The sequence below is a fragment of the Streptomyces sp. AN091965 genome (genome assembly GCF_022698285.1).
Classification (GTDB): Bacteria; Actinomycetota; Actinomycetes; order Streptomycetales; family Streptomycetaceae; genus Streptomyces.
On record NZ_JALDMY010000001.1, the window covers coordinates 3,709,628 to 3,734,368 of the forward strand.

At 71.3% G+C, this 24,741-nt stretch carries 18 protein-coding genes and 2 tRNA genes; 7 read left to right on the forward strand and 13 right to left on the reverse strand.

Annotation, left to right across the window (positions count from 1 at the left end; genetic code table 11):
• Nucleotides 1-20 precede the first annotated feature (20 nt).
• Entirely contained in the window at nt 21-2,645 is a 2,625-nt protein-coding gene (locus tag MQV74_RS15475) for a valine--tRNA ligase (RefSeq protein ID WP_242718063.1), read from the reverse strand.
• A gap of 164 nt (nt 2,646-2,809) precedes the next feature.
• Here MQV74_RS15475 and MQV74_RS15480 point away from each other — a divergent pair, with 164 nt between their 5' ends.
• The 3 genes from MQV74_RS15480 (at nt 2,810) to MQV74_RS15490 (ending at nt 5,728) form a co-directional block, all read left to right on the forward strand.
• Entirely contained in the window at nt 2,810-3,781 is a 972-nt protein-coding gene (locus MQV74_RS15480; RefSeq protein ID WP_242718065.1) for a hypothetical protein, read from the forward strand.
• Nucleotides 3,782-3,827: 46 nt separating this feature from the next.
• Nucleotides 3,828-4,850: a hypothetical protein gene (locus tag MQV74_RS15485; RefSeq protein ID WP_242718067.1), complete on the forward strand. Its 1,023-nt coding sequence runs from the start codon at nt 3,828-3,830 to the stop codon at nt 4,848-4,850.
• A gap of 86 nt (nt 4,851-4,936) precedes the next feature.
• Nucleotides 4,937-5,728, forward strand: a complete 792-nt coding sequence (locus MQV74_RS15490; protein ID WP_242718069.1) for a hypothetical protein — start codon at nt 4,937-4,939, stop codon at nt 5,726-5,728.
• Between the two features lie 95 nt (nt 5,729-5,823).
• Here MQV74_RS15490 and clpX read toward each other — a convergent pair whose 3' ends face one another.
• From clpX to MQV74_RS15515, 5 genes are all read right to left on the reverse strand, one after another.
• Nucleotides 5,824-7,110 carry an ATP-dependent Clp protease ATP-binding subunit ClpX gene (gene clpX, locus MQV74_RS15495; RefSeq protein ID WP_030673850.1) on the reverse strand — a complete coding sequence of 429 codons (1,287 nt, stop codon included), beginning with the start codon at nt 7,108-7,110 and terminating at the stop codon, nt 5,824-5,826.
• Nucleotides 7,111-7,328: 218 nt separating this feature from the next.
• Nucleotides 7,329-8,000, reverse strand: coding sequence for an ATP-dependent Clp protease proteolytic subunit (locus MQV74_RS15500; RefSeq protein ID WP_242718071.1), 672 nt, complete (start codon nt 7,998-8,000; stop codon nt 7,329-7,331).
• Between the two features lie 104 nt (nt 8,001-8,104).
• The gene (locus tag MQV74_RS15505) at nt 8,105-8,710 is read right to left on the reverse strand and encodes an ATP-dependent Clp protease proteolytic subunit (protein WP_030362534.1); all 606 of its coding nucleotides are present in this window, start codon (nt 8,708-8,710) and stop codon (nt 8,105-8,107) included.
• A gap of 319 nt (nt 8,711-9,029) precedes the next feature.
• Nucleotides 9,030-10,430, reverse strand: a complete 1,401-nt coding sequence (gene tig / locus MQV74_RS15510) for a trigger factor (RefSeq protein WP_242718073.1) — start codon at nt 10,428-10,430, stop codon at nt 9,030-9,032.
• Nucleotides 10,431-10,648: 218 nt separating this feature from the next.
• A tRNA-Pro gene (locus MQV74_RS15515) sits at nt 10,649-10,725 on the reverse strand.
• A gap of 159 nt (nt 10,726-10,884) precedes the next feature.
• Here MQV74_RS15515 and MQV74_RS15520 point away from each other — a divergent pair.
• Nucleotides 10,885-10,958 (forward strand) — tRNA-Gly (locus tag MQV74_RS15520).
• A gap of 99 nt (nt 10,959-11,057) precedes the next feature.
• On the opposite strand, the gene MQV74_RS15525 is transcribed toward MQV74_RS15520, so the two are convergent.
• Complete coding sequence (locus MQV74_RS15525) at nt 11,058-13,172, reverse strand: protein kinase domain-containing protein (protein ID WP_242718075.1); 2,115 nt, start codon at nt 13,170-13,172, stop codon at nt 11,058-11,060.
• Between the two features lie 43 nt (nt 13,173-13,215).
• The gene (locus MQV74_RS15530) at nt 13,216-13,410 is read right to left on the reverse strand and encodes a hypothetical protein (protein WP_242718077.1); all 195 of its coding nucleotides are present in this window, start codon (nt 13,408-13,410) and stop codon (nt 13,216-13,218) included.
• 714 nt (nt 13,411-14,124) lie between these two features.
• Between MQV74_RS15530 and MQV74_RS15535 the strand changes: the two genes are divergently transcribed.
• Nucleotides 14,125-15,324, forward strand: a complete 1,200-nt coding sequence (locus tag MQV74_RS15535) for an acyltransferase family protein (protein WP_242718079.1) — start codon at nt 14,125-14,127, stop codon at nt 15,322-15,324.
• A 67-nt stretch (nt 15,325-15,391) separates the two neighbouring features.
• Here MQV74_RS15535 and MQV74_RS15540 read toward each other — a convergent pair whose 3' ends face one another.
• The 3 genes from MQV74_RS15540 to MQV74_RS15550 all read right to left on the reverse strand — a co-directional run bounded on the left by MQV74_RS15540 (nt 15,392) and on the right by MQV74_RS15550 (nt 20,048).
• Nucleotides 15,392-17,845, reverse strand: a complete 2,454-nt coding sequence (locus MQV74_RS15540) for an ABC transporter permease (protein ID WP_242718081.1) — start codon at nt 17,843-17,845, stop codon at nt 15,392-15,394.
• On the reverse strand, nt 17,842-18,693 hold the full coding sequence (locus MQV74_RS15545) for an ABC transporter ATP-binding protein (protein ID WP_242718083.1): 852 nt from the start codon (nt 18,691-18,693) through the stop codon (nt 17,842-17,844). Before MQV74_RS15545 ends, MQV74_RS15540 begins: the two co-directional genes overlap by 4 nt.
• Nucleotides 18,694-18,863: 170 nt before the next feature.
• The gene (locus tag MQV74_RS15550; RefSeq protein ID WP_138959732.1) at nt 18,864-20,048 is read right to left on the reverse strand and encodes a PP2C family protein-serine/threonine phosphatase; all 1,185 of its coding nucleotides are present in this window, start codon (nt 20,046-20,048) and stop codon (nt 18,864-18,866) included.
• 164 nt (nt 20,049-20,212) lie between these two features.
• Here MQV74_RS15550 and MQV74_RS15555 point away from each other — a divergent pair, with 164 nt between their 5' ends.
• A complete protein-coding gene (locus MQV74_RS15555) occupies nt 20,213-21,448 on the forward strand; it encodes a GNAT family N-acetyltransferase (protein ID WP_242718085.1) in 1,236 nt (411 codons plus the stop codon).
• A 40-nt stretch (nt 21,449-21,488) separates the two neighbouring features.
• Here the strand turns inward: MQV74_RS15555 and MQV74_RS15560 are convergent, their stop codons facing one another.
• A complete protein-coding gene (locus MQV74_RS15560; protein WP_242718086.1) occupies nt 21,489-22,352 on the reverse strand; it encodes an Fpg/Nei family DNA glycosylase in 864 nt (287 codons plus the stop codon).
• Between the two features lie 156 nt (nt 22,353-22,508).
• A complete protein-coding gene (locus tag MQV74_RS15565; RefSeq protein ID WP_242718088.1) occupies nt 22,509-22,994 on the reverse strand; it encodes a ribose-5-phosphate isomerase in 486 nt (161 codons plus the stop codon).
• A 272-nt stretch (nt 22,995-23,266) separates the two neighbouring features.
• Between MQV74_RS15565 and MQV74_RS15570 the strand changes: the two genes are divergently transcribed.
• The gene (locus MQV74_RS15570; RefSeq protein WP_242718090.1) at nt 23,267-24,721 is read left to right on the forward strand and encodes an amino acid permease; all 1,455 of its coding nucleotides are present in this window, start codon (nt 23,267-23,269) and stop codon (nt 24,719-24,721) included.
• Nucleotides 24,722-24,741 lie beyond the last annotated feature (20 nt).

Below are 24,741 nucleotides of genomic sequence, written 5' to 3' on the forward strand. Positions count from 1 at the left end.
ATGCCTGCGGGCGAACCGCCTTATGCCGCCGGGAGGTTGTCCAGCTGGGCCTGGAGGCGGGCGATGTCCTCGTCGGCCTTGGCGAGGCGGCCGCGGATCTTGTCGACCACCTGGTCGGGCGCCTTCGCCAGGAACGCCTCGTTGCCGAGCTTGGCGGTGGCCTGGGCCTTCTCCTTCTCGGCGGCGGCCAGGTCCTTGGCGAGCCGCTTGCGCTCCGCCGCCACGTCGATCGTGCCGGACAGGTCGAGCGCGACCGTGGCGCCCGCGACCGGCAGGGTCGCCGTCGCCGCGAAGGCCTCGCCCTCCGGCTGGAGGCGCAGGAGCTGGCGGACGGCGGCCTCGTGCGCGGCGAACGGCGTGCCGTCGAGCGTGAGGCGGGCCGGGACCTTCTGGCCGGGCTGGAGGCCCTGGTCGGCGCGGAACCGGCGGACCTCGGTGACCAGGTCCTGGACGGAGGCGATCTCCTTCTCGGCGCCCGCGTCCCGGAAGCCGGAGTCGGTCGGCCACTCCGCGATGACCACGGACTCGCCGCCGGTCAGCGTGGTCCACAGGGTCTCCGTCACGAACGGCACGACCGGGTGGAGCAGGCGCAGCGTGACGTCGAGGACCTCGCCGAGGACGCGCTTGCTGACCTCGGCGGCCGGGCCGCCCGCCATGAACGTGGTCTTGGACAGCTCCACGTACCAGTCGAAGACCTCGTCCCAGGCGAAGTGGAACAGGGCGTCGGAGAGCTTCGCGAACTGGTAGTCCTCGTAGTACGCGTCGACTTCGGCGACCACGGTGTTGAGGCGCGAGAGGATCCAGCGGTCGGTCGCCGACATCTCGGCGGCGTCCGGCAGCGGGCCCTCGACCGTGGCGCCGTTCATCAGCGCGAAGCGGGTGGCGTTCCAGATCTTGTTGGCGAAGTTGCGGGAGCCCTGGACCCAGTCCTCGCCGATCGGCACGTCGACGCCGGGGTTGGCACCGCGCGCGAGGGTGAAGCGCAGGGCGTCGGAGCCGTACTTGTCCATCCAGTCCAGCGGGTTGACCGCGTTCCCGAAGGACTTCGACATCTTCTTGCCGAACTGGTCGCGGACCATGCCGTGCAGGGCGATGGTGTGGAACGGCGGGGTGCCGTCCATCGCGTACAGGCCGAACATCATCATCCGGGCGACCCAGAAGAAGAGGATGTCGTAGCCGGTGACCAGGACGGAGTTCGGGTAGAACTTCGCGAGGCTGTCCGTCCGCTCCGGCCAGCCGAGCGTGGAGAACGGCCACAGGCCGGAGGAGAACCAGGTGTCGAGGACGTCGGTGTCCTGCGTCCAGCCCTCGCCGGTGGGCGCCTCCTCGTCGGGGCCGACGCAGACGATCTCGCCGTTCGGGCCGTACCAGACCGGGATGCGGTGGCCCCACCACAGCTGGCGCGAGATGCACCAGTCGTGGAGGTTGTCGACCCAGTCGAAGTAGCGCTTCTCCATCTCCTGCGGGTGGATCTTGACCTTGCCGTCGCGGACCGCGTCACCGGCGGCCTTGGCGAGCGGGCCGACCTTGACCCACCACTGCATGGAGAGCCGCGGCTCGATGGTGGTCTTGCAGCGCGAGCAGTGGCCCACGGAGTGGGAGTACGGGCGCTTCTCGGCGACGATGCGGCCCTCGGCGCGCAGCGCGCCGACGATGGCGGAGCGGGCCTCCAGGCGGTCCAGGCCCTGGAAGGGGCCGGGGACCGTGATGACCGCGTGCTCGTCCATGACCGTGATGTTCGGCAGGTCGTGGCGCTGGCCGATCTCGAAGTCGTTCGGGTCGTGCGCCGGGGTCACCTTGACGGCGCCGGTGCCGAACTCCGGGTCGACGTGCGTGTCGGCGACGACGGGGATGGAGCGGTCGGTCAGCGGCAGCTTGATCTGCTTGCCGACCAAGTGCTTGTACCGCTCGTCGTCGGGGTGCACGGCCACGGCGGTGTCACCCAGCATGGTCTCGGCGCGGGTGGTGGCGACGACGATCGTCTCGTCACCCTCGCCGTACGTCATGGAGACGAGCTCGCCGTCGTCGTCCTGGTACTCCACCTCGATGTCGGAGATGGCGGTCAGACAGCGGGGGCACCAGTTGATGATGCGCTCGGCGCGGTAGATCAGCTCGTCGTCGTAGAGCCGCTTGAAGATCGTCTGGACGGCCTGGGAGAGGCCCTCGTCCATGGTGAAGCGCTCGCGGGACCAGGCGACGCCGTCGCCCAGGCGGCGCATCTGGCCGGAGATCTGGCCGCCGGACTCGCCCTTCCACTGCCAGACGCGCTCGACGAAGGCCTCGCGGCCGAGGTCGTGGCGGGACTTGCCCTCCTTGCCGAGCTCGCGCTCCACCACGTTCTGCGTGGCGATGCCGGCGTGGTCCATGCCGGGCTGCCACAGCACCTCGTAGCCCTGCATGCGCTTGCGGCGGGTGAGGGCGTCGATGAGGGTGTGCTCGAAGGCGTGGCCCAGGTGCAGGCTGCCGGTGACGTTCGGCGGGGGGATGACGACGGTGAAGGGCTCCTTGTCGCTCTTCGCGTCCGCGTCGAAGTAACCGCGCTCTACCCAGCGCTCGTACAGCGTCCCCTCTACCTCGGCCGGTGCGTACTGCGTCGGGAGCTCGGGGGTGGTCGCTGGAGGCTGCTGCTGAGCGTTCTCGGTCACGGGCCCAGTTTAGGGGTGTCACAGTGTGGTCCCGAAACCGGAATCTTCAGTAACGGTTGACTCCCCGGGCCCCACGGTGCTCCCGGCGTCGGTCAGGATGTCGGGAACACATAAACGTGTGGGAGAACGTAGGCGCACACACGCGTTCGAGGGGGAGCTTCATCATGAGCTACAACCAGCCGGGCCCGTACGGCGACCAGCAGCCGCAGCAGCCGGGTCCGTACGGCGGCGGGCAGCCCCAGCAGCCCGGTCCCTACGGCGGCCAGCCCCAGCAGCCCCCGTACGGCCAGCCGCCGCAGGCCCCGCCGCCCGGCTACGGCTACCCCCAGGGCTACCCCCAGCAGCCCCCGCAGGCGCCCCCCTACGGGCAGCCGCAGGCCCCTTACGGGCAGCCGCCGCAGGGCCCCTACGGACAGGCTCCCTACGGGCAGGTCCCGCCGCCCCCGCCGCCGAGCGGAGGCGGCGGCAAGAAGACGGGCCTGATCATCGGCGCGGTCGCGGTGGTCGCGGCGATCGGCGTCGGCGCGTACTTCGTCGTCGGGGGCGACGACGGCGGCTCCGGCTCGGTCACCGACGACGGGCCGCACAAGCTGGTGTCCCCGGCCTCGGTCGGCGAGTACCAGAAGGACGTCTCGTCGGACTCCTCCGGCGGCCCGCTGGGCGACGCCGACCAGGAGGACGCCGCCGCGATCGGGATCAAGAACGCCGTGCAGGAGAAGGCGAACTACAAGGCCGGCAGCGGGCTCAAGACGAAGGGCCTGAACGTCGTCGGCATGTCGGGCGAGATCAGCGACCCGGAGAAGACCGTCGACAAGGCGTTCGACAAAATGCACGAGGAGACGGAGAAGGACAGCGACAGCGGCGGCGACAAGGAAGAGGTCACCTGGCAGGGCAGCCCGGAGTCGGTCTCGCCCGGCGACCTGGACAACGCGCTGATGAAGTGCCAGCGGGCCGAGGTCTCCGAGGGCGGCAAGAGCCTGGAGATCCCGATCTGCGCCTGGGCCGACCGGAGCACCGCCGGCATCGTCACCGCCACCGACGCCGCCGCCTTCATCTCCGGCGGGGACGGCATGGCGACGGACGACGTCGCCGACCTCGCCGCCAAGTACCGCGACGCGGCCCGCGTGAAGAAGTGACGCGCGCACGCGCTCGCAGCAGCAGTTAACGGAGGGAACCCCAGCAATGAGCTTCAACCAGCCGGGCCCGTACGGCGGTCAGCAGCCTGGTCCGTACGGGGGCCAGCAGCCCGGTCCGTACGGCGGCGGCCAGCCGCAGCAGCCGGGCCCCTACGGGCAGCCGCCCCAGGCCCCGCCACCCGGCTACGGCTACCCGCCCCAGGCCCCGCAGCAGCCCGGCTACGGCTACCCGCAGCAGGCGCCCCAGGGCGTCCCGCCGCAGCAGGCCCCCTACGGGCAGGCCCCGTACGGGCAGCCGCCCCAGGCCCCGTACGGCCAGGTCCCGCCCCCGCCGCCGAGCGGAGGCGGCGGCAAGAAGGCGGGCGCCGTCATCGGCGCGGTCGCGGTGGTCGTGGCGGTCGCGGTCGGCGGCTACTTCCTGTTCGCGGGCGACGACAGCGGCGGCAGCGGCTCGGTCAAGGACGACGGCCCGCACAAGCTGACGGCACCCGCGACCGTGCTCGGCGACTACACGAAGAAGGAGTCCAGGGAGGACTCCATGACCTCCGAGAGCCGCGCGAAGGCCGAGAAGAACGGCGTGAAGAACGCCAAGGACTTGAGCGTGCAGTACGAGTCGGGCAGCAAGGACAACCCGCTGGCACAGAAGCTGCTCCAGCTCAACGGCCTCTACGGTGACATCGACAACCCGGAGAAGGTCGTCGACTACATGTTCACCAAGGCGCAGGACGGCTTCTCCGAGAGGTCGGACTCCTCCTCCGGCGTCGGTTCGAGCGGCCAGAAGCTCACGCCGATCGGCGAGCCCAAGTCGTACAACCCCTCCGAGCTCGACGGCGCGATCATGAAGTGCCAGGAGATGAAGATGGAGCTCGGCTCCGGCTCGTCCTCGTCGGCCGGGTCCCAGGGCCCGAAGGAGATGAAGATGCCGGTGTGCATCTGGGGCGACAACAGCACGATCGGCGTCGTCATCACCACGGACGTGGCGGGCGCGCTCGGGGGCAAGTCCCCCGACCTGGAAGAGGCCGCCACCACCGCGGCCAAGTTCCGCAAGGAAGTCCGCGTCAAGGCCTGACCCTCCGGGTCAGTCAGCACCAGCGAAGGGCCCGGCCGGGCGCTCCGGCCGGGCCCTTCGCGCAGCACCAGCACAGAGGAACCTCGATGACCCAGTACCAGCCGGGCCCGTACGGCCAGCAGCCGCCCCAGCCACCGCAGGCCCCGCCGCTCGGCTACGGGCAGGCGCCCCCGCCCCCGCAGGGTGGGGGCCGGAAGAAGGCCGGGTTCGTCGTCGGGGCCGTCGCCGTCGTGGCCGCGGTCGGGGTCGGCGCGTACTTCGTGCTCGGCGGGGGCGGCGACAGCGGCTCCGCGGCCGTCAAGGACGACGGGCCGCACAAGCTGGTCGCGCCCGAGACCGTGCTCGGCGAGTACAAGAAGGGCAGCGGCACCATGTCGGGCGGCTTCGACGACCTCGACGACGCCGAGAAGCACGGGGTGAAGGACCCCACCTCCGTGCACGCCGGTTACCAGGTGAACGGCGGGGCCGACCCGCTGGGCGGCAAGCTGCTCCAGTTCGGCGGGGTCTACGGAGAGGTCGAGGACCCCGAGAAGACCGTCGACGCCCTGTTCGCCGGCGCCAAGGCCGACGCGAAGAAGGACAGCGCGAACGGCGGCAACTCCGGCGAAATGGTCGGCAGCCCCCGGGACTTCAGCGCCGACGGCTTCGTCCTCAAGTGCCAGGAGGCCCACGTCAAGAAGGGCTCCGGCGTGAGCGGCGGCACGGGCTCCGGCCCCAAGGAGGCGCGGATGGCCGTGTGCATCTGGGGCGACCACAGCACGGTGGGCCTCTCCATGCCGATGGTGATCGCGGACGTCGTGGCGGGCAAGAGCCCGTCCCTTGACGACGCCGCGGAGACCGCGAGGAAACTTCGCTCCGAGGTCCGTGTGAAGCGGTGAGCCGCCCGCACGGCCGCGTCCGAGCGGCCCATGCGACAGGGGCGCCCGGCGAGGTCAACTCGCCGGGCGCCCCTGGTCGTTCGAACGGGGTCGGGCTAGGCCGACTTCTGCTCGCCCGCGCCCGGGCCCCGCACCTCGCGCGGGACCAGCGTCGGGTTCACGTTGGAGTGGACGACGTCCGCCGTGATGACGACGCGGGCGACGTCCTTGCGGGACGGCACCTCGTACATCACCGACTGGAGGACCTCCTCCATGATGGCGCGCAGGCCGCGCGCGCCGGTCTGGCGCAGGATCGCCTGGTCCGCGATGGCCTCCAGGGCCTCGCGCTCGAAGTCCAGCTCCACACCGTCGAGTTCGAAGAGTCGCTGGTACTGCTTCACCAGCGCGTTACGCGGCTCGACGAGGATCTGGAGCAGGGCCTCGCGGTCGAGGTTGTGGACCGAGGTGATGACGGGAAGGCGGCCGATGAACTCGGGGATCATCCCGAACTTCACCAGGTCCTCCGGCATGATGTCCTCGAACTGGTCCTTCTCCTCCAACTCCCGCTTGGAGCGGATGGTGGCGCCGAAGCCGATGCCCTTCGCGCCCGCCCGGGCCTCGATGATCTTCTCCAGGCCCGCGAAGGCGCCGCCCACGATGAACAGCACGTTCGTCGTGTCGATCTGGATGAACTCCTGGTGCGGGTGCTTGCGGCCGCCCTGCGGCGGGACCGAGGCCGTCGTACCCTCAAGGATCTTGAGGAGGGCCTGCTGGACGCCTTCACCCGAAACGTCACGCGTGATCGACGGGTTCTCGCTCTTCCGGGCGACCTTGTCGATCTCGTCGATGTAGATGATGCCCGTCTCGGCCTTCTTGACGTCGTAGTCGGCGGCCTGGATGAGCTTGAGGAGGATGTTCTCCACGTCCTCGCCCACGTACCCCGCCTCGGTGAGCGCGGTGGCGTCCGCGATGGCGAAGGGGACGTTCAGCATGCGGGCCAGGGTCTGGGCGAGCAGCGTCTTGCCGGAGCCGGTGGGGCCGAGCAGCAGGATGTTGGACTTCGCCAGCTCGATGGCGTCCTCGCGGCCCTGCGCGCCGCCGTTCTCCCCGGCCTGGACGCGCTTGTAGTGGTTGTAGACGGCGACGGAGAGGGCCTTCTTGGCGGGCTCCTGGCCGACTACGTACCCCTCGAGGAACTCGTAGATCTCGCGGGGCTTGGGCAGCTCTTCCCAGCGGACCTCGCTCGTCTCGGCGAGCTCCTCCTCGATGATCTCGTTGCAGAGGTCGATGCACTCATCGCAGATGTACACGCCCGGGCCTGCGATGAGCTTCTTGACCTGCTTCTGACTCTTTCCGCAGAACGAGCACTTGAGCAGATCGCCGCCGTCACCGATGCGTGCCACGGTGTGCTTCCCCTTCGCCTGGGAGACGCCGTTGGTCCAGCGGCTCCTGGTGCCTTGTATCCGACGGTACCTTGCCTGGCCCCCCGTTCGGGCCCCCCTTGGCGCGGTTCGCTGCTACGCGGAACCGTGAAGAACTACGAAATGTCGCAGATCGCCACGGACCGACGCGACCGCGCCAAGGAGCGGGCAGTTGGTGCTGCGGTTTCCCCGGACGAGTATCAGGCGACCGCGGAGTTGTTCATCTTGCGGGTGGAGATGATCTGGTCGATCAGGCCGTACTCGAGCGCGTCCTCGGCGGTGAGGATCTTGTCGCGCTCGATGTCCTCGCGGATCTTCTCGATCGGCGTCGAGGAGTGCTTGGCCAGCATGTCCTCGAGCTGCGTACGCATCCGGAGGATTTCGTTGGCCGCGATCTCCAGGTCGGAGAGCTGCTCGCGGCCGGTGCCGCCGGACGGCTGGTGGATCAGCACGCGCGCGTTCGGCAGGGCCATCCGCTTGCCGGGGGTGCCGGCGGCCAGGAGCACGGCCGCGGCGGAGGACGCCTGGCCCATGCAGACCGTCTGGATGTCCGGCTTCACGAACTGCATCGTGTCGTAGATGGCCGTCAGGGCGGTGAAGGAGCCGCCCGGGCTGTTGATGTAGACCGAGATGTCCCGGTCGGGGTCCATCGACTCCAGGCACAGGAGCTGCGCCATGACGTCGTTGGCGGAGGCGTCGTCGATCTGGACGCCGAGGAAGATCACGCGCTCCTCGAAGAGCTTCGCGTACGGGTCGTACTCGCGCACGCCCTGCGAAGTGCGCTCGACGAAGCGCGGGATCACGTAACGGTTGTCCACCTGGGGGCCGGTGTGCAGGCCCGCGGGCTGGCCGCTGACGGGGAAGCTGTTCATCTGGGGTGTTCCGTCCTGGTGATGAGCGTGGGCTTGGTCGGCTGGGGCGGGCCGGATGCGGGCCGCCCCGGGCGGGGGCCTCAGGAGGCCCCCTGGGCGCCTTCTCAGGCGCCCGTGCCGCCGCCGCCCGGAACACCGGAAGCGGCGCTGATGATCTCGTCGATGAGGCCGTACTCCTTGGCCTCCTCGGTGGTGAACCAGCGGTCGCGGTCACCGTCGCGGATGATCGCCTCGACCGTCTGGCCGGAGTGGCGGGCGGTGATCTCGGCCATCCGCTGCTTGGTGCGCAGCAGGTACTCGGCCTGGATCTTGACGTCGGAGGCCGTGCCGCCGATGCCCGCGGAGCCCTGGTGCATCAGGATGTCCGTGTGCGGCAGGGCGAAGCGCTTGCCCGCGGTGCCGCCGGTCAGCAGGAACTGGCCCATGGAGGCGGCCATGCCCATGCCGATCGTCACCACGTCGTTCGGGATGTACTGCATGGTGTCGTAGATCGCCATGCCGGCGGTCACCGAGCCGCCGGGGCTGTTGATGTAGAGGTAGATGTCCTTCGAGGGGTCGGCCGCGAGGAGGAGCATCTGCGCCGTGATCTTGTTCGCGATGTCGTCGTCGACCTGCTGGCCGAGGAAGACGATGCGCTCGCCGAGCAGCCGGTTGTAGACATGGTCGCCGAGGCCACCACCGATGGACGGCTCACCGGCTGCGTAGGGCATCAGATTCGTCACGTATCCACCTGCTCGTCTCTGACGGCACCGGCCGTCTCAGCATCTTCGTTCTGAGGGCAACGACTCCACTGCCCCCGTATTCATGGACCCTAACGCGCGGCCCCCTTCGGGGAATCCCGCAAGGGCAACTGTTCGCTGTGAGCGCAGGTAGCACGCCCTGCGGAGCCGTGCCCCGAAGGGGTGCGGAGAACTGCGTGCTCGGCCGCGACGCAGCGGCACCCGCCGACGCGCCCCGCGGGGCGGGGACGGGGCGCGAAGGGCCCCCGGGACGGTGTCCCGGGGGCCCTTGCACAGGTGCGCGAGGGGATCAGCCCTCGGCCTTCTCCTCGTCCGCCTTGGCGGAGTCGGCGGCGGCCTCGGCCTGCTCACCCTCGACGGAGTCGGCCTCGGCCTCGTCCTCGTCGTCGAGGTCCACGACCTCGCCGTTCGTGTCCTTGACCGTGGCGGCCTCGACGACCACCGCGAGCGCCTTGCCGCGGGCGACCTCGCCGACGAGCATCGGCACCTGGCCACCCTCGACGACGGCCTGGGCGAACTGGTCGGGGCTCATGCCGGAGGACTGGGCGCGACGCATGAGGTGCTCGGTGAGCTCCTCCTGGTTCACGTTCAGCTTCTCCTTGTTGACCAGCTCGTCGAGGATGAACTGGGTCTTGATGCCCTTGACCGCCTGCTCGCGGGTCTCGGTGTCGAACTCCTCCTCGGACTTGCCCTGGATCTCCAGGTACTTGCCGAGGTCGAGGCCCATCTGGCCGAGCTGGTGGTGCTCCAGGTTGTGCTTGCGGGTGCGGATCTCGTCCTCGAGCAGCTTCTCGGGGACCGGCACCTCGACGAGCTCCAGGAGCTTGTCCAGGACGCGCTCCTGGGCCTGGGTGGCCTGGTCGAACTGGCGGGCCGTCTCCAGGCGCTTGCGGCTGTCGGCCTTCAGCTCGTCCAGGGTGTCGAACTCGGACGCCAGCTGCGCGAAGTCGTCGTCCAGCTCCGGCAGTTCGCGCTTGGCGACCTGGGTGACCTTGACGGTGACCTCGGCCTCCTTGCCCGCCGCGGAGCCGCCCTTCAGCTCGGAGGTGAAGGTGGCCTCGCCGTCGGCCTCCAGGCCCTTCACGGCGTCGTCGATGCCTTCGAGGAGCTCGCCGGAGCCGATGGTGTACGAGACGCCGCTGGCGACGCCGTCCTCCAGGACCTCGCCGTCGACCTTGGCCTCCAGGTCGATCGTCACGACGTCGCCGTCCTCGGCGGCGCGCTCGACCGGCGCGGTGGACGCGAAGCGGCCCCGCAGGTCCTCGACGGCCTTGTCGACGTCCTCGTCGCTGACCTCGACCGCGTCGACCTCGACCTCGATGCCGGAGTAGTCCGGGATCTCGATGGTCGGGCGGACGTCGACCTCGGCGGTGAAGCTGAGGGTCTCGTTGTCCTTCAGCTCGGTGATGTCGACCTCGGGCTGGCCCAGGACGTTGAGCTCGGCCTCGTTGACCGCCTCCGTGTAGAACTTCGGGAGGGCGTCGTTGACGGCCTCCTCCAGCACAGCACCGCGGCCGAACCGCTGGTCGATGACCCGGGCGGGGATCTTGCCCTTACGGAAGCCCTTCACCGTGACCTGCTGGTTGATCTTCTTGTACGCCGCGTCGAGGCTGTCCTTGAGCTCCTCGAAGGGCACCTCGACAGTGAGCCGAACCCGGGTCGGGTTCAGGGTCTCCACGGCGCTCTTCACGGTTCGGTCTCCTTGTGGGCTGACTGCTTGGGTTTCTGCCCGGTCGAGAGACACACGGGCACACAGCTTGCATAGTAACGGCACGCGGGAGCCGACCCACAATGCGATCTTGAAAGACGGGCCGAAGACAGGCCGAAGACGGGCCGCGAAACCGGCCGGAGCGCCCGCATCCGGATCTTCGGCCCGGGAAACCGGCCACTGAGCTGGAAAGATCCTGCTGGTCGGGGTGGCGGGATTTGAACCCACGGCCTTCCGCTCCCAAAGCGGACGCGCTACCAAGCTGCGCCACACCCCGTCGGTGCGACACGTAGGGTACATGCCCGCGGGGGGTGCGGCGCCCGCTTGCGGGAGCTCGGGAAGAGCGCGGGGACGGGGGTGTGCGGCGGACCGCCGTGACCCGCTACGATGCATGCCGTGCCGCGCTCGCCGATCTGCGAGCCGCTGCACCAGCTGTGCGGGCGTAGCTCAATGGTAGAGCCCTAGTCTTCCAAACTAGCTACGCGGGTTCGATTCCCGTCGCCCGCTCCACGGCCTCCGGCCCGGCGTCCAGGTTCGTCCCTGGACCCCGGGCCGGAGGCTTTTTCACGCCCACGCCCACGCCCACGCGCCCGCGCCCGTGCGCAGGGGTCACGGGTTGCGGATGTCGAGGCTGTACACGGAGCGGATGCCGTAGGGGACGTAGAGGGCGTCGCCGACGAGGGTCAGGGGGGCTCCGGGGCTGTCCGAGGAGGACAGCACGTCGGTGCTGCGCGCGGGGCGCGACCAGTCCACCTTGCCCGTACTCCGCTCCAGGGCGCCGAGGCGGCCGCTGGGGGACGCCAGGAAGACGTGGTGTTCCCCCGCGAGGGGCGGGCCCGGGTTCTCCACCTCGGAGTCGCCGCTCCACAGCTGACGGCCCGAGCGGGGGTCGACGGCGCTGACGCGGCCGTTCCACAGCGTGTAGTAGACGGTGCCGTCGCTGAGGGTGATGTTCGACGCCCCGGGCTGGCGGTGGGAGAGGGGCACGGAGCGGACGGCGTGCCCGCCGGAGGCCACGTCGACCGTGACCACCGTGCGGTGCGTCGCCTCCTGGATGTTCTCCGCGAAGACCAGGCGCCCGTCCGCCTGCCCGAGGAACAGCAGCGCCCCGGGGAGCCGCGCCGTCCAGCTCGGCTTGCCCGTGTCCGGGTCCAGGCGCGAGAGGCGGGTCTCCTTCTCGGAGAGGCAGATCAGATAGCCGTGGCCGCCGGCGGCGTTGACGCCGCAGCTGTCCGGGACGGGCAGGGGGCGCTGCCAGCGGGGCTTCCCCTTCGCGCGGTCGGCGAGCAGCGCGTACCGGTCCGCCTTGGCGCCGTAGCGGGCGAGGAGGCCGCCCTTCACGACCGCCACGTCGCCGAGCTCCAGCTCGGAGTTGGGCGGCGACTGGACGTCCAGGCCCTCCAGGTACGCCCGGCGCCACAGCACGTCACCGGTCCGGCTGTCGATGGCTTGGAGCTCGTAGACGGGCTCAGGGGCGCTGTCTCCCCCGGCCGACTTGTCCCTGTATACGTACACACGATCACGGTCGCCCGAGGCGCCGAAGACGGTGCCCTGGTCGGCCAGGCCGCCCGCACCCACGGCGGGCGCGCCCCAGGCGAGCTTGCCGGTGGCGAGGGAGAACCGCGCCGCCTTCGCGCCGCCGCCCGCGCACACCAGCCCGCCGCGGGCGACGACACAGCGGCTGAACGGGCTGTTGCTCCCGTCATCGGTACGGGTGTCCTGCGCCTGCCACGCCCGCCAGCCGGGCGGCAGGGCCCGGGACACGGCGTCGTCCGGCTTGAGCCACTGGACCGCGCCCAGGGTCAGCGCGGCGGCGAGCACCCCGCCCACCGCCCCGGTGATCAGCAGCCTGCGGCGGCGGCGCGGGCGCGGCGCGGGCGCGGCCTCGGCGGGCGGTGCGGGGCGCGGCGGCACGGGCTCGCCCCGCAGCAGGGACAGGAGTTCGTCCGGGGTCGGGCGCTCCTTGGGGTGTTTGGCCAGGCAGAGGGTGACCAGGGCGCGCAGGTCGGGGGGTACGGCGTCGAGGCGGGCGTCGCCCTCGACGACGCGGGTCGCCGTCTCGTACGGGGAGACGTCGTCGAAGGGGCCCCGCCCGGTGGCGGCGTGGACCAGGACGGAGCCGAGGGAGAAGACGTCGGACGCGGGGCCCACGTCGCGGGGCGAGGTGAGCTGCTCCGGGGACATGTAGGGCGGGGTGCCCATGACGCGGCCGGTCTGGGTGAGGGGGTCCCCGGCGAGGGCTTCGGCGGCGCGGGAGACGCCGAAGTCGATGACGCGGGGGCCGTCGTCGGCCAGCATCACGTTGGCCGGTTTCAGATCGCGGTGGACGACACCCACGCGGTGGATGTCGCGCAGCGCCTCGGCGAGGCCCGCCGCGAGCTCCGGGAGGCGCTCCGCGGGCAGCGGACCGTGGCGGCGCACGTACTCGCCCAGGTTCTCGCCCGGGATGTAGAGCGTGGCCATCCACGGGCTCGGCGCGTCCGCGTCGGCGTCCACGACGGGGGCGGTGAAGGCGCCGCTGACCTGCCGCGCGGCCTCGACCTCGCGGCGGAACCGGGTGCGGAATTCCGGATCGTCGGCGTACTGGGCGTGCACGACCTTGACCGCGAGGCGCCGCCCGGACGCGGAGCGCGCGAGATAGACGACGCCCATCCCGCCCGAGCCGAGGCGGTCCTCGACCGGATAGCCGCCGACGGCCTCGGGGTCCGTTTCCCGCAGCGCCACCGCTCTCAGACCCCCCAGTGTCGCCGCGGGCGACCTTCAGCCGTCAGAAATCTATGTCACCGATGGTCTCCGCCAAGGAGTTGAGAAGCTCCTGGATGTCGTCCGCCATTCCCGTCGAGGCGAGGGTGAAGCCGAAAGTCGCCGCGACGATGGCGGGCCATACCTTGATGTTCCCTTGACGAATCATCAAGACGAGGACGATCGCCAACAGCAGTACCACTGACAGCGAAATGGCCACACTCATCACACCCTAGGTCGGTCGCTCTCCCGCCCGGGGGGTACGGCCCCGCACACCCCCGCCAGGAACCATCGTGCCACCAACACGAGCGCCCTATGCGGCCGGTGACACATCGTCGGCCACACGTTGACCAGTGACGCACCCGTCCCGCCCGTGCCGCGGAGGGCCGCGGGGCGCGCGCCGCACGGCCGCCACCCGCATCCGTACGGCAATTCGACGGTTCCACTGGAGGGCGAATTCGACGTGATCGTTTCCATGGCCAGCCATCGCCCGGCGGCCCCGCGCACCGGCTCCCGCACCGGCAGTTCACCGGGAATTCGAATGGTGGCAGAGAACACATCGCACGGGTTCCCATAACCCATCACGGACCGATCAACCGGGACATTTCACCAGAGTCGCCCGCAGGCGTTATGCACGATTTAAGCGGTACGAGTGGTGACGTATCGGACAGCGATCAGTGAGTTTTCGGTCTTTCGCCCCGGGTACCCGGGGCCTAATTGCGCGAACCCGGCCGAGCGGCGGACAGACGGACCGGCCGGGGTTGTCGACGTCGTTACGAGCGTATTGGCGAGGCATTGCACGAATGAATGAGCCGAGAGTTTTACGGGAACAGCGGGGCGGCGCTAGGGTGCCCCAGATGTTCCACGCTGCCATGACCCCCGTAAGCGCAGTGCGGTCCCGGATCGTCTCACCGAGCTCTTGGTGGGAGGGCCTGTGACGAACTCCGTGCAGCCGCACGGCCGGCACCGGGCACCGCTGCCCCCCGTACAGGAGACGGCCCCGCACTCCCCCGGATCCGCTTCCCCCCACCACTCCCCCCGCCCCGCCGCTCCCGCCCCGCGCTCCGCCACCGGCCCCGCCGGACGCCCCGCCAAGCAGCGCGACGCGTTCTTCGACAACGCCAAGTACCTGGCGATCGTGCTCGTCGCGATGGCCCACGCGTGGGAGCCACTGACCGACCACAGCCGCACCGCCGAGGCGCTGTACATGACCGTGTACACGTTTCACATGCCGGCCTTCATCCTGATCTCCGGCTATTTCTCCCGCAGTTTCGACATGCGGCCCGACCGGCTCAAGCGCCTGGTGACGGGTGTCGCCGTGCCGTACGTCGTCTTCGAGGTCGCCTACACCTTCTTCAAACGGTGGGCGGACGACGATCCGACGCAGCCGATCAGCCTGCTGGACCCCTGGTATCTGACCTGGTTCCTGATCGCCCTGTTCGTGTGGCGTCTGACGGTCCCGCTGTGGAAGGTCGTGCGCCGGCCGGTGCCGCTCTCCCTGGGCGTGGCCCTGCTCGCCGTCATCTCCCCCGACATCGGCGACGACCTGGACCTCCAACGGGTCCTGCAGTTCATGCCGTTCTTCGTCCTCGGCCTGTTCCTGAAGCCCGAGCACTTCCAGCTGGTGCGGCGGCGCGAGGTCCGGATCCTGTCGGTTCCCGTCTTCGCCTGCGCGGTCGCGCTCGCCTACTGGGCGGCGCCGCGGATGACGTCGGTGTGGTTCTACCGGCGCGACAGCGCCCAGGAGTTGGGCGTGCCGTGGTGGATCGGCGTCGTGATGACGCTGGCGCTCTTCGGCTGCTCCGTGGTGCTCACCGCGTGCTTCTTCGCGTGGGTGCCGCGGCGGAGGATGTGGTTCACCGTCCTGGGCGCGGGGACCCTGTACGGGTATCTGCTGCACGGGTTCCTCGCGAAGGGCTCCCGGTTCTGGGGCTGGTTCGAGGACTACCCGTGGCTGCACCGGCCGCTGGGCGAGGTGTTCGTCTCGGTCGTGGCCGCGGCGGTGGTCACGGCGCTGTGCACGCCGGTGGTGCTGCGGGTGTTCCGCTTCGCCATGGAGCCCCGGATGGAGTGGGCGTTCCGCCGCGATGCGACCGAGGTCGCGCGGGAACGGGCGGGAGCGTCCGCCCGCTAGCCCCCCCCCGAACGCACAGCCCCAGGCCAACGGTTGCTCGGAGCCTGGGGCTGTGCCCGTCCTTCGGTCAGGCGGACGTCCGCAGTGCCGCGCGGGCCGGGAGGGTCGTCGCCAGGAGGCCCAGGACGATCGCCGAGCCCGCGAAGGACGCGTAGAGCAGCGGCGGGACGTACGGGGACTCCCCGGTGAGGCCGCGCACCATCGGTACCAGCGTGGCGAGCGCGATGGCCGTACCGATGATCACGCCCGCGCAGGTCACGAGCAGCGCCTCCCAGCGGACCATCCGCATCACCTGGCCGCGGGTCGAGCCGATCAGACGCAGCATGCCGAGCTCGCGGCGCCGGTCGAGGACCGTCATCACCAGCGTGTTGACGGCGGCGACGGCCGCGAAGCCGCCGAGGACGGCCGCCATGACGGTGTTGGCCCAGGCGTTGAGCTTCCGGTCGAGGGACTGGGCGGTGGTGTAGCCGTCCCGGTCGCTGACCGTGCCGAGGGACTTCAGCCCGGCCGCCGTGCCGCCCTTCGTCCAGATCTCCGTGTCGAGCGCGGCCGTGACGTGCTGGCGCACCGCGGCCGCGGGCAGCGTGACCTGGGAGAGGCCGAGGCCCCGCTCGTAGGTCGCCGCGAGCTTCGGCCGGATCTTCGTGCCGTCGGGCAGGCGCAGCTCGACGCGGTCGCCGGTCTTCAGGTGCGCGGAGGTCGCGAGGTTCGCGTCGAGGCCGATCTCGCCCTCGCGGAGGGTCAGTTCGCCGGTCTTCACGTTCAGGTCCTGCACCTCGGCGAGGGCCGCGGCGGAGCCGGTGACGCCCTGAGTACTCGCGGACTGCAGCCAGCGGTCGCCGCCGGAGCCCATGGGGATGAGCACGGACGTCTTCAACAGGCCGACCGCCGAGGTCACTTCGGGGGCCTCGGCCGCCTCGCGCACGGCGCCGGGGCCGAAGCCCGCGCCGGACGTGACGATGTGGTCGGCGGTGATACCGTCCCGCTGCTGGTCCGCCGTCACCTTGTCCTCGCTGGTGTGCATGAAGACGAGCGTGGAGGCGAACGCCATGGCGAGGACGATCGGGGTGATGGCGGAGGCCAGCCTGCGGGCGTTCGTACGGGAGTTGGCTGCCGCGAGGGACGCGGAGGCGCCCGCGCCGCGCAGCGGCAGGCCGAAGAGGGCCGCGCAGCCGCGCGCCACCAGCGGGCCGAGCAGCGCCACCGCCAGCATGAACAGCATGACGACGCCGAGGGCCGCGTTCGCCGCGTCGTCGCCGGTCGAGGTGGCGGCGACCCGGGACAGGACGATGCCGCCGACGGTCGCGGCGATGCCGAGCGGCGTACGGATCCAGCCGGGCCGCAGCCGCTCCACCGAGGCCTCGCTGAGGGCCTGGCCCGGCTTGATGCGGGAGGGGCGGCGCGCGGCCGCGTACCCGGCGAGCAGGGCGGTGAGGACGGCCGTGCCCGCCGCCGTGACGAGCGGGATCCAGGAGACGGCGAGGTCCACCGCGTCCGGCACGGCGCCGCGGTCCTTGAGCTGCCCGAACCACCAGCTCGCCAGGGCGATGCCGGGCAGGCAGCCGAGGGCGCCCGCGAGCGGCGCGACGAGCAGCGTCTCGGTGGCGATGGTGCGGCGCACCTGGCGCGGGGTCGTGCCGATGGCGCGCAGCAGGGCGAACTCGCGGGCCCGCTGGCCGACGGAGAGCGCGACGGTGCCCGCCGCGGTGAAGACGGCGACCACCGCGGCGATGCCGCCGAAGGAGCCGCCGAGGCCGGTGAGCAGCTCCTCGGCGCCGACGAGCGAGGGGTCCTCGACGCCGCCGCGGTCCTCGCCCGTGTAGACCTTCGCCTTGCCGTCCAGGGCCTTGGCGACCTGGGCCTTCAGGGTCGCCTCGGTGACGCCGTCCTTGGGCAGGACCGCGATCGCGTCGACGCGGCCCGGGTGCCCGGAGAGGCGGAGCGCCTCGGCGTCGCCGAACCAGACGGTGGGCTCGGTGGCGCCGGAGACCGTGCCGGAGACCCGGACGTCGCGCGGGCCCTCAGCCGTGGTCAGCGTCACGCGGTCGCCGACGCGGGCGCCGGCGTGGGCCAGGACGGCCTCGCCCGCGGCGGGCGCGCGGCCCGCCGTGAGCTTCTCGCCGGTGAAGGCGGTGGCTCCCCAGCCGTGCGCGGTCAGGGCCTTGTCGCCGCCCTTCGCCGGGAGCGCGACGGGGAAGGTGACGTCCGCGACGGCCGTGCGCGCCCCGGGCACCGCCGCGGCCTTCGCGACCAGGGAGCCGTCGAGGCGGGCCCGGTCCGGGACCGGCGTGGTGGAGGCGCTGTCGCCGCTGCCGAAGTGGACGCGCTGGTCGGCGGCGGCCACGACGGGCGCGTCCGCGTAGCGGGTGGGCGGCACGGAGGCGCGCAGGCCCGTCTCCAGGAGGATGCCGCAGGCCGACACGATCAGGGACGCCATCATCAGCGCGACGAACGTGCCCACGAACGCGGCGGGCTTGAAACGGACGGCCGCGCGGGCCAGGCCGTTCGGGACGAAGCTCATGCCGCCGCCACTCCCGCGTACGGGGGCGCGGGCGTGGCCGCGGGCACCGTCAGGGCGCGCATCCGGTCCGCGATCCGCGTGGCCGACGCGCCCTGCAGGCGGTCCACGATCTCGCCGTCGGCGAGGAACAGCGTGTGGTCCGCGTACGCGGCGGCGGCCGGGTCGTGGGTGACCATGACCACGGTGGCGCCCATGCCGTCGACGGCCGAGCGCAGCAGGCCGAGGACCTCCGCGGCCGTGGTGGTGTCCAGGGCGCCCGTCGGCTCGTCGGCGAACACCACGTCCGGCTCGGTCACCAGGGCGCGGGCGATCGCGACGCGCTGCTGCTGACCGCCGGAGAGCTGGCCCGGGCGGCGCCTGCCCTTGTCGCCGAGGCCCACGCGGGCCAGGACGTCGGCGGCCTTGCGGTGGTCGGGGCGGTGGCCCGCGAGGCGCATCGGCAGCAGGACGTTCTGCTCGACGGTGAGCGAGGGCAGCAGGTTGAAGGCCTGGAACACGAAGCCCAGGCGGGTGCGGCGCAGGGCCGTCAGCTTGTTCTCGCTCATGCCGGTGATCTCGGTGCCGCCGAGGTGGACCGTGCCGGCCGTGGGGCGGTCCAGGCCCGCCGCGCACTGCAGGAACGTGGACTTGCCGGAGCCGGAGGGGCCCATCACGGCGGTGAAGCTGCCGCGGGGCAGGGCGAGGTCGATGCCGCGCAGGGCGTGCACGGCCCGGTCGCCGCGGCCGTACTGGCGGCGGACGCCGCGCAGCTCCACCGCCCGGTCGGACGGGGCGCCGTACGGTGCCCTCTCCGCGGGGGCGGGGGTCGTGGTCCGCTCGCCCCGCTGCCTCTTCTTGCGCAGCCCCATGGCTTGCCCAGCCCTTCCGTCGTCCTGTGCGTGCTTGATGCATCGAACGTACGGATTCCGGCCCTGCCCGGGCCATGAGGTGCACCGGCGAATAGGGGGTGGGGTTTCCCCCACCTGCCCCGGGGTGGCACCTGGGCGGGGGCCCTCGCGGGTGCGCCCCAGGGGCCAGGTCAGGCGTCTCGGCAGAGCAGGAGGAGGGCCCTGTCGTCGTTGACGTCCTTGGCCACGGCCTCGATGAGGTGCCAGGCGGCTCCGTGGAAGCCTCCGGCGACGTAGCGGTCGGCCTCGCCGGTGAGGCGGTCGATGCCCTCGCCGATGTCGCGGTCGGCGGTCTCGACGATGCCGTCGGTGAACAGCATGAGGACGTCACCGGGGCGCAGGGAGCCCTTGACGGGGTCGAACTGGGCGCCGTCGTACACCCCGAGGAGGGGGCCCTCCCCGGCCTTCTCCTCCCAGCGGCCCGTGCCCGCGCTCAGCTGGAGCGCGGGGAGGTGTCCGGCGGAGAGGAGTTCGTAGTCGCCGGTCTCCAGGTCGAGGACGAGGTGGATGGACGTGGCGAAGCCCTCGTCCCAGTCCTGGCGGAGCAGATAGCCGTTGGCGGCGGGCAGGAAGGCGTGCGGCGGGAGCGACCCGAGCAGGCCGCCGAACGCGCCGGACAGGAGCAGCGCACGCGACCCCGCGTCCATGCCCTTGCCGGAGACGTCCGTGAGGACGACCTCCAGGGTGCGGCCGCCGTTGGTGCGGGCGGCGACGACGAAGTCGCCGGAGAAGGACTGGCCGCCCGCCGGGCGCAGCGCCATCTCGCGGTGCCAGCCGCGCGGCAGCTTCGGCAGCTTGCTCTGCACGCGGATGCGCTCGCGCAGGTCGAACAGCATCGTTCCGCCGCCGCGCCAGGGCACGCCGACCCGGCTGCGGAACTGGGCGATGAGCAGCCCGAAGAAGCCGCACGCGGCGACGGTCAGGACGGTGCCGGGGGTGACCCGGGCCGGGCCCTCGGTGTAGGGCCCGAGCCGGGCGGACTCCACGATGAGGGCGGCCGCGGACGCCGCGTACAGGCCGAGGAGGCTGGAGGGCCTGAGCAGCAGCCCGCCCGCGACGATCGGCAGGACGAGGACGGAGGGCGAGAACCACACCGGGTTGACGATCGTGCACACGGTGATCACCGGCACGGTCAGGAGCAGCGCGGCGAGCGCCACCCAGTCCGAGCCGTCGCCCCGGAAGTAGTCCACTCCGGATTTGCGCAGCCCTATGCGGGCCCGGTGGAGCCGCTTCTTCATCCGGGCCGGGAACGTCTCGGCTGCGGCGCGCCGCTCACGCGGTGCGCGCCGCTCGCGCTTGTTTCGTCGTACCGCCATTGCTCGTGGACCCTATCCACCGGGCCAGGCGCTTCGCACGGGAGGTACCTCTTGTCCCCCTTCAGGGGCACCTCGCCCGTATCTCCGCTCCCAGCGTCCACACGCGCGTTCCGGTACGCGGAAAACATCTCGCCGCGTCCCAGGAGCCCTGGTAGGCATGGCATATGACAGCAGACTTGCGGGAGTTGAGCCAGAGAGATTGGGACCGCTGGTACGGAACGCTGGAGCGGGCCTTCGGCGGGCTCCACGAGGCGCCGGAGGAGCGCGAGCTGTGGGACGACCTCACGGAGTACGACCGCTCCCTCGGCCTCTGGGACGGCGAGGAGTGCGTCGGTACGGCCGGGGCCTTCAGCTTCCGCATGACGGTGCCCGGCGGGGCCCTGGTGGACGCGGCGGGCGTCACGATGGTGAGCGTGGCGGCCACGCACCGCCGCCGCGGGCTGCTCACCTCGATGATGCGGCGGCAGCTCGACGACCTGCGGGAGCGCGGGGAGGCCCTCGCGGTCCTGACGGCGTCCGAGCCCGCGATCTACGGCCGGTTCGGGTACGGCGCGGCGACGTGGTTGTTCAACGTGTCGATCGACACGGCGCGGGTGCGCCTGACCGTGCCCGCGGGCACGGACGAGGTGCGGCTCCGGTACGCCGTGCCCGCCGAGGCCGCGGCGGCCTGTGAGGCCGTGTACGCGCGCGTGGTGCCCGGCCGCCCCGGGATGCTGGCGCGGCAGCCGGGCTGGGAGCGGCTTCCGCTCCTGGACCCGGAGCGGGACCGCGACGGCGCCTCGCCGTTGCAGTGCGTGCTCGCGGAGCGCGGCGGTGAGGTCGTCGGGTACGCGTACTTCGCGGTCACGTCCGGGTGGGAGGTCCAGGGCCCGAAGGGCGTGGTCCGGGTGCGCGCCGTGGAGGCGCTGGACCCGGCGGCGCACGCCGCGCTGTGGCGCTTCCTCTGCGACATCGACCTGACCTCCCGGGTCGAGTCGCTCAACGTGCCGGTGGACGACCCGCTGCTGCACCTCGTCTCGGACGTGCGGCGCTGCGGACTCGTGATGCGCGACTCGCTGCACGTGCGTCCGGTGGAGGTCGGCGCGGCCCTGGAGGCGCGCACGTACCGGGCGCCGGTGGACGTGGTCCTGGACGTCACCGACGCCTTCTGCCCCTGGAACGAGGGGCGCTGGCGGCTGACGGGCGACCCCAAGGGCGCCTCCTGCAAGCGCGCCGACGACGACGCGCCCGCCGACCTCGCCCTGTCGGTGCGCGAGGTGGGCTCGGCGTACCTGGGCGGCGTGTCCCTGGCGGAGCTCGCCCGGGCGGGCCGGGTGCGGGAGCTGCGCCCCGGGGCCCTGGCGGAGGCGAGCCTGGCCTTCGGGTCGGAGGTCGCGCCCTGGCTGCCGCACGGGTTCTAGCCGGGGGCTTCGCGCGGGTCCTCGCGCCGCGCGCGCGTCCTCAAGCGCCGGACGGGCTCGATCCGGCACGCCGCGTGCCCGGACTCGCCCTTCGCTGGCACCCGGGGCACCAGAACAGATTGCGGGCGGCGAGATCGGCGGTGCGGATCTCGCCGCCACAGATGTGGCAGGCCATCCTGGCTCTGCGGTACACGTACACCTCGCCGCCGTGGTCGTCCACGCGCGGCGGGCGGCCCATGGCCTCGGGGGTGTGCTCGGGCCGCACGGTGTCGATGCGGTTGTTGCGCACGCCCTCGCGCATCAGGTCCACCAGGTCCGCCCAGATCGCGGTCCACTGGCGGTGCGTGAGGTCCTTGCCGGGCGTGTACGGGTCGATGCCGTGGCGGAAGAGGACCTCGGCCCGGTAGACGTTGCCGACGCCCGCGATGACCTTCTGGTCCATGAGGAGGGCGGCGATGGTGGTGCGGCTGCGGGAGACGCGGCGCCAGGCCCTGTCCGGGTCGTTCTCGCCGCCCTGCGGGCGCAGCGGGTCCGGGCCGAGGCGGGCGTGTATCTCCTGCTTCTCGCCGTCGGTGATCAGCGCGCAGGTGGTGGGGCCGCGGAGGTCGCTGTAGTGGGTGGCGTTCGCCAGGCGCAGGCGGACGGTGTCCGTGGGCGGCGGGGCGGGGGCGTCGCCGAAGGTGTACTTGCCGAACAGGCCCAGGTGGATGTGGACCCAGCCGGACGCGGCGAAGCCGAGGAAGAGGTGCTTGCCGTGCGCTTCCGCGGTGTCCAGGGGCTGGCCGTGCACGAGGGCCGCGCCGTCGGAGAACTTGCCCTGGGGGCTGGTGGCGTGCACGGGGTGCCCCTGGAACCGGCTCCGGTGATCGGCCGCGAGCCGGTGGATGGTGTGCCCTTCCGGCACGGTGTCGCCTCCTGTCGGGGGCCTCTCGGGGGCCTCGCGGATGGCGCCCCTGACCGCGCTGGAGGATCCAGCCCCTCCGGCGTTCGAGGAGCGGGGGCCTGGGGGCGGAGCCCCCGGGAATCGGGAAGGGGCGGGTCTGGGGCGCCTCGCGAGAGGTCAGGCCTGCGGGTGGTGGGGCGGGATCGGGGGGAGCTCCCCCGAGGTCTCGTAGCGCGCCAGCATCTTGATGCGGCGGGTGTGCCGCTCCTCACCGGAGTACGGCGTGGCGAGGAAGATCTCGACGAACTTGGTCGCCTCGGCCTCGGTGTGCATGCGCCCGCCGATGGAGATCACGTTCGCGTCGTTGTGCTCGCGCCCGAGCGCCGCCGTCTGCTCGCTCCAGGCGAGAGCCGCCCGCACGCCCTTCACCTTGTTCGCGGCGATCTGCTCGCCGTTGCCGGAGCCGCCGATGACGATGCCGAGGGAGTCGGGGTCCGCGGCCGTCTTCTCCGCGGCGCGGAGGCAGAAGGGCGGGTAGTCGTCCTGGGCGTCGTAGATGTGGGGCCCGCAGTCGACGGGCTCGTGGCCGTGGGCCTTGAGCCATTCGACGAGGTGGTTCTTGAGTTCGTAACCGGCATGATCGGAGCCGAGGTACACGCGCATGGGTCCGAGTGTGGCATGCGCGGCGGCGGGAAGCCGTCGTGGGTCGGGTCTTCGGCCGCTCTTCGGCAGTTCCCCGGCGGCGCTCCGGCGGCTCGTCGGGCGCTCTGCGGGCGCCGATTGGTTCAGGCCAATCCGGTGTCCGGTCATCGTCAGTGACCGATCGTTCACTCTGCATTCCGCTGAATACAACGATCCGGAGACGGGTCTTTCGTCCCGTACGCCCATGAGCTTTTAATGCGGAAGCTCTTGCCCGTGAACCAAAGGATCTGCCTATGACCTCGCAACCGTCCCTTGCGAAGGAAGACAGCACCCCCGGCGGGCCTGTGAAATCCCAGCCGGGGAGCGGGAACGGCGACGGTGACGGCCTCAAGGCCGGTCTCAAGAACCGCCATCTGTCGATGATCGCCATCGGTGGCGTGATCGGTGCGGGTCTCTTCGTCGGGTCCGCCTCGGGCATCAAGGCCGCGGGCCCCGCGATCCTGGTGTCGTACGCGCTCGTGGGCACCATGGTCGTGCTCGTGATGCGGATGCTCGGCGAGATGGCCGCGGCGCGGCCGTCCTCCGGTTCCTTCTCGGCCTACGCCGACCAGGCCCTCGGGCGCTGGGCGGGCTTCACCATCGGCTGGCTGTACTGGTTCTTCTGGGTCGTGGTGCTCGCCGTCGAGGCGACCGCCGGTGCCGTGATCCTCAACGAGTGGGTGCCCGCGGTCCCGCAGTGGGGCTGGGCGCTCATCGTCATGGTGGTGCTCACCGCCACCAACCTCGTCTCGGTCGGCTCCTACGGCGAGTTCGAGTTCTGGTTCGCGGGCATCAAGGTCGTGGCGATCGGCGGCTTCGTCCTCATCGGCCTGCTCGCCGTGTTCGGCGTCCTGCCCGGCTCGGACAACCCGGGGGACGGCTTCAAGCACCTCACCGACGCGGGTGGCTTCATGCCCAACGGCGCGGGCGCGATCCTCACCGGCGTCCTGATGGTGGTCTTCTCCTTCATGGGCTCGGAGATCGTCACGCTGGCCGCCGGTGAGTCGGAGGACCCGCAGCGCGCCGTCACCAAGGCCACGAACAGCGTCATCTGGCGCATCGGCGTCTTCTACCTCGGCTCGATCTTCGTGGTCATCACGCTCCTGCCGTGGAACGACAAGTCGATCGTCAAGGACGGCTCCTACGTCGCCGCGCTGAACTCGATCGGCATCCCGCACGCCGGCCAGGTCATGAACGTGATCGTCCTGACGGCCGTGCTCTCCTGCCTCAACTCCGGCCTGTACACGGCCTCGCGCATGGCCTTCTCGCTCGGCGAGCGCGGCGACGCCCCGAAGGCGTTCGCCCGCACCACCGCATCGGGCGTGCCGCGCACCGCGATCCTCGGCTCGGTCGTCTTCGGCTTCGCCGCCGTGTGGTTCAACTACCAGTGGCCCGAGACCGTCTTCGACTTCCTGCTGAACTCGTCGGGCGCGGTCGCCCTGTTCGTGTGGCTCGTCATCTGCTTCACGCAGCTGAAGATGCGCGGCATCATCCTGCGCGAGCAGCCGGAGAAGCTCGTCGTGAAGATGTGGCTGTTCCCGTATCTGACCTGGGTCACCATCGGCATGATCTCGTTCGTGATCGTCTACATGCTGTACGACGACGCCGGGCGCAAGCAGATGGTGCTCTCGCTGCTCGTCGGCGCCCTGGTCCTCGGCATCGCCCTGGTCCGCGAGAAGGTGGCGCCCCGGGAGCGGGTCTCCTCGTAGTACTCGTAGTACTCGTAGTA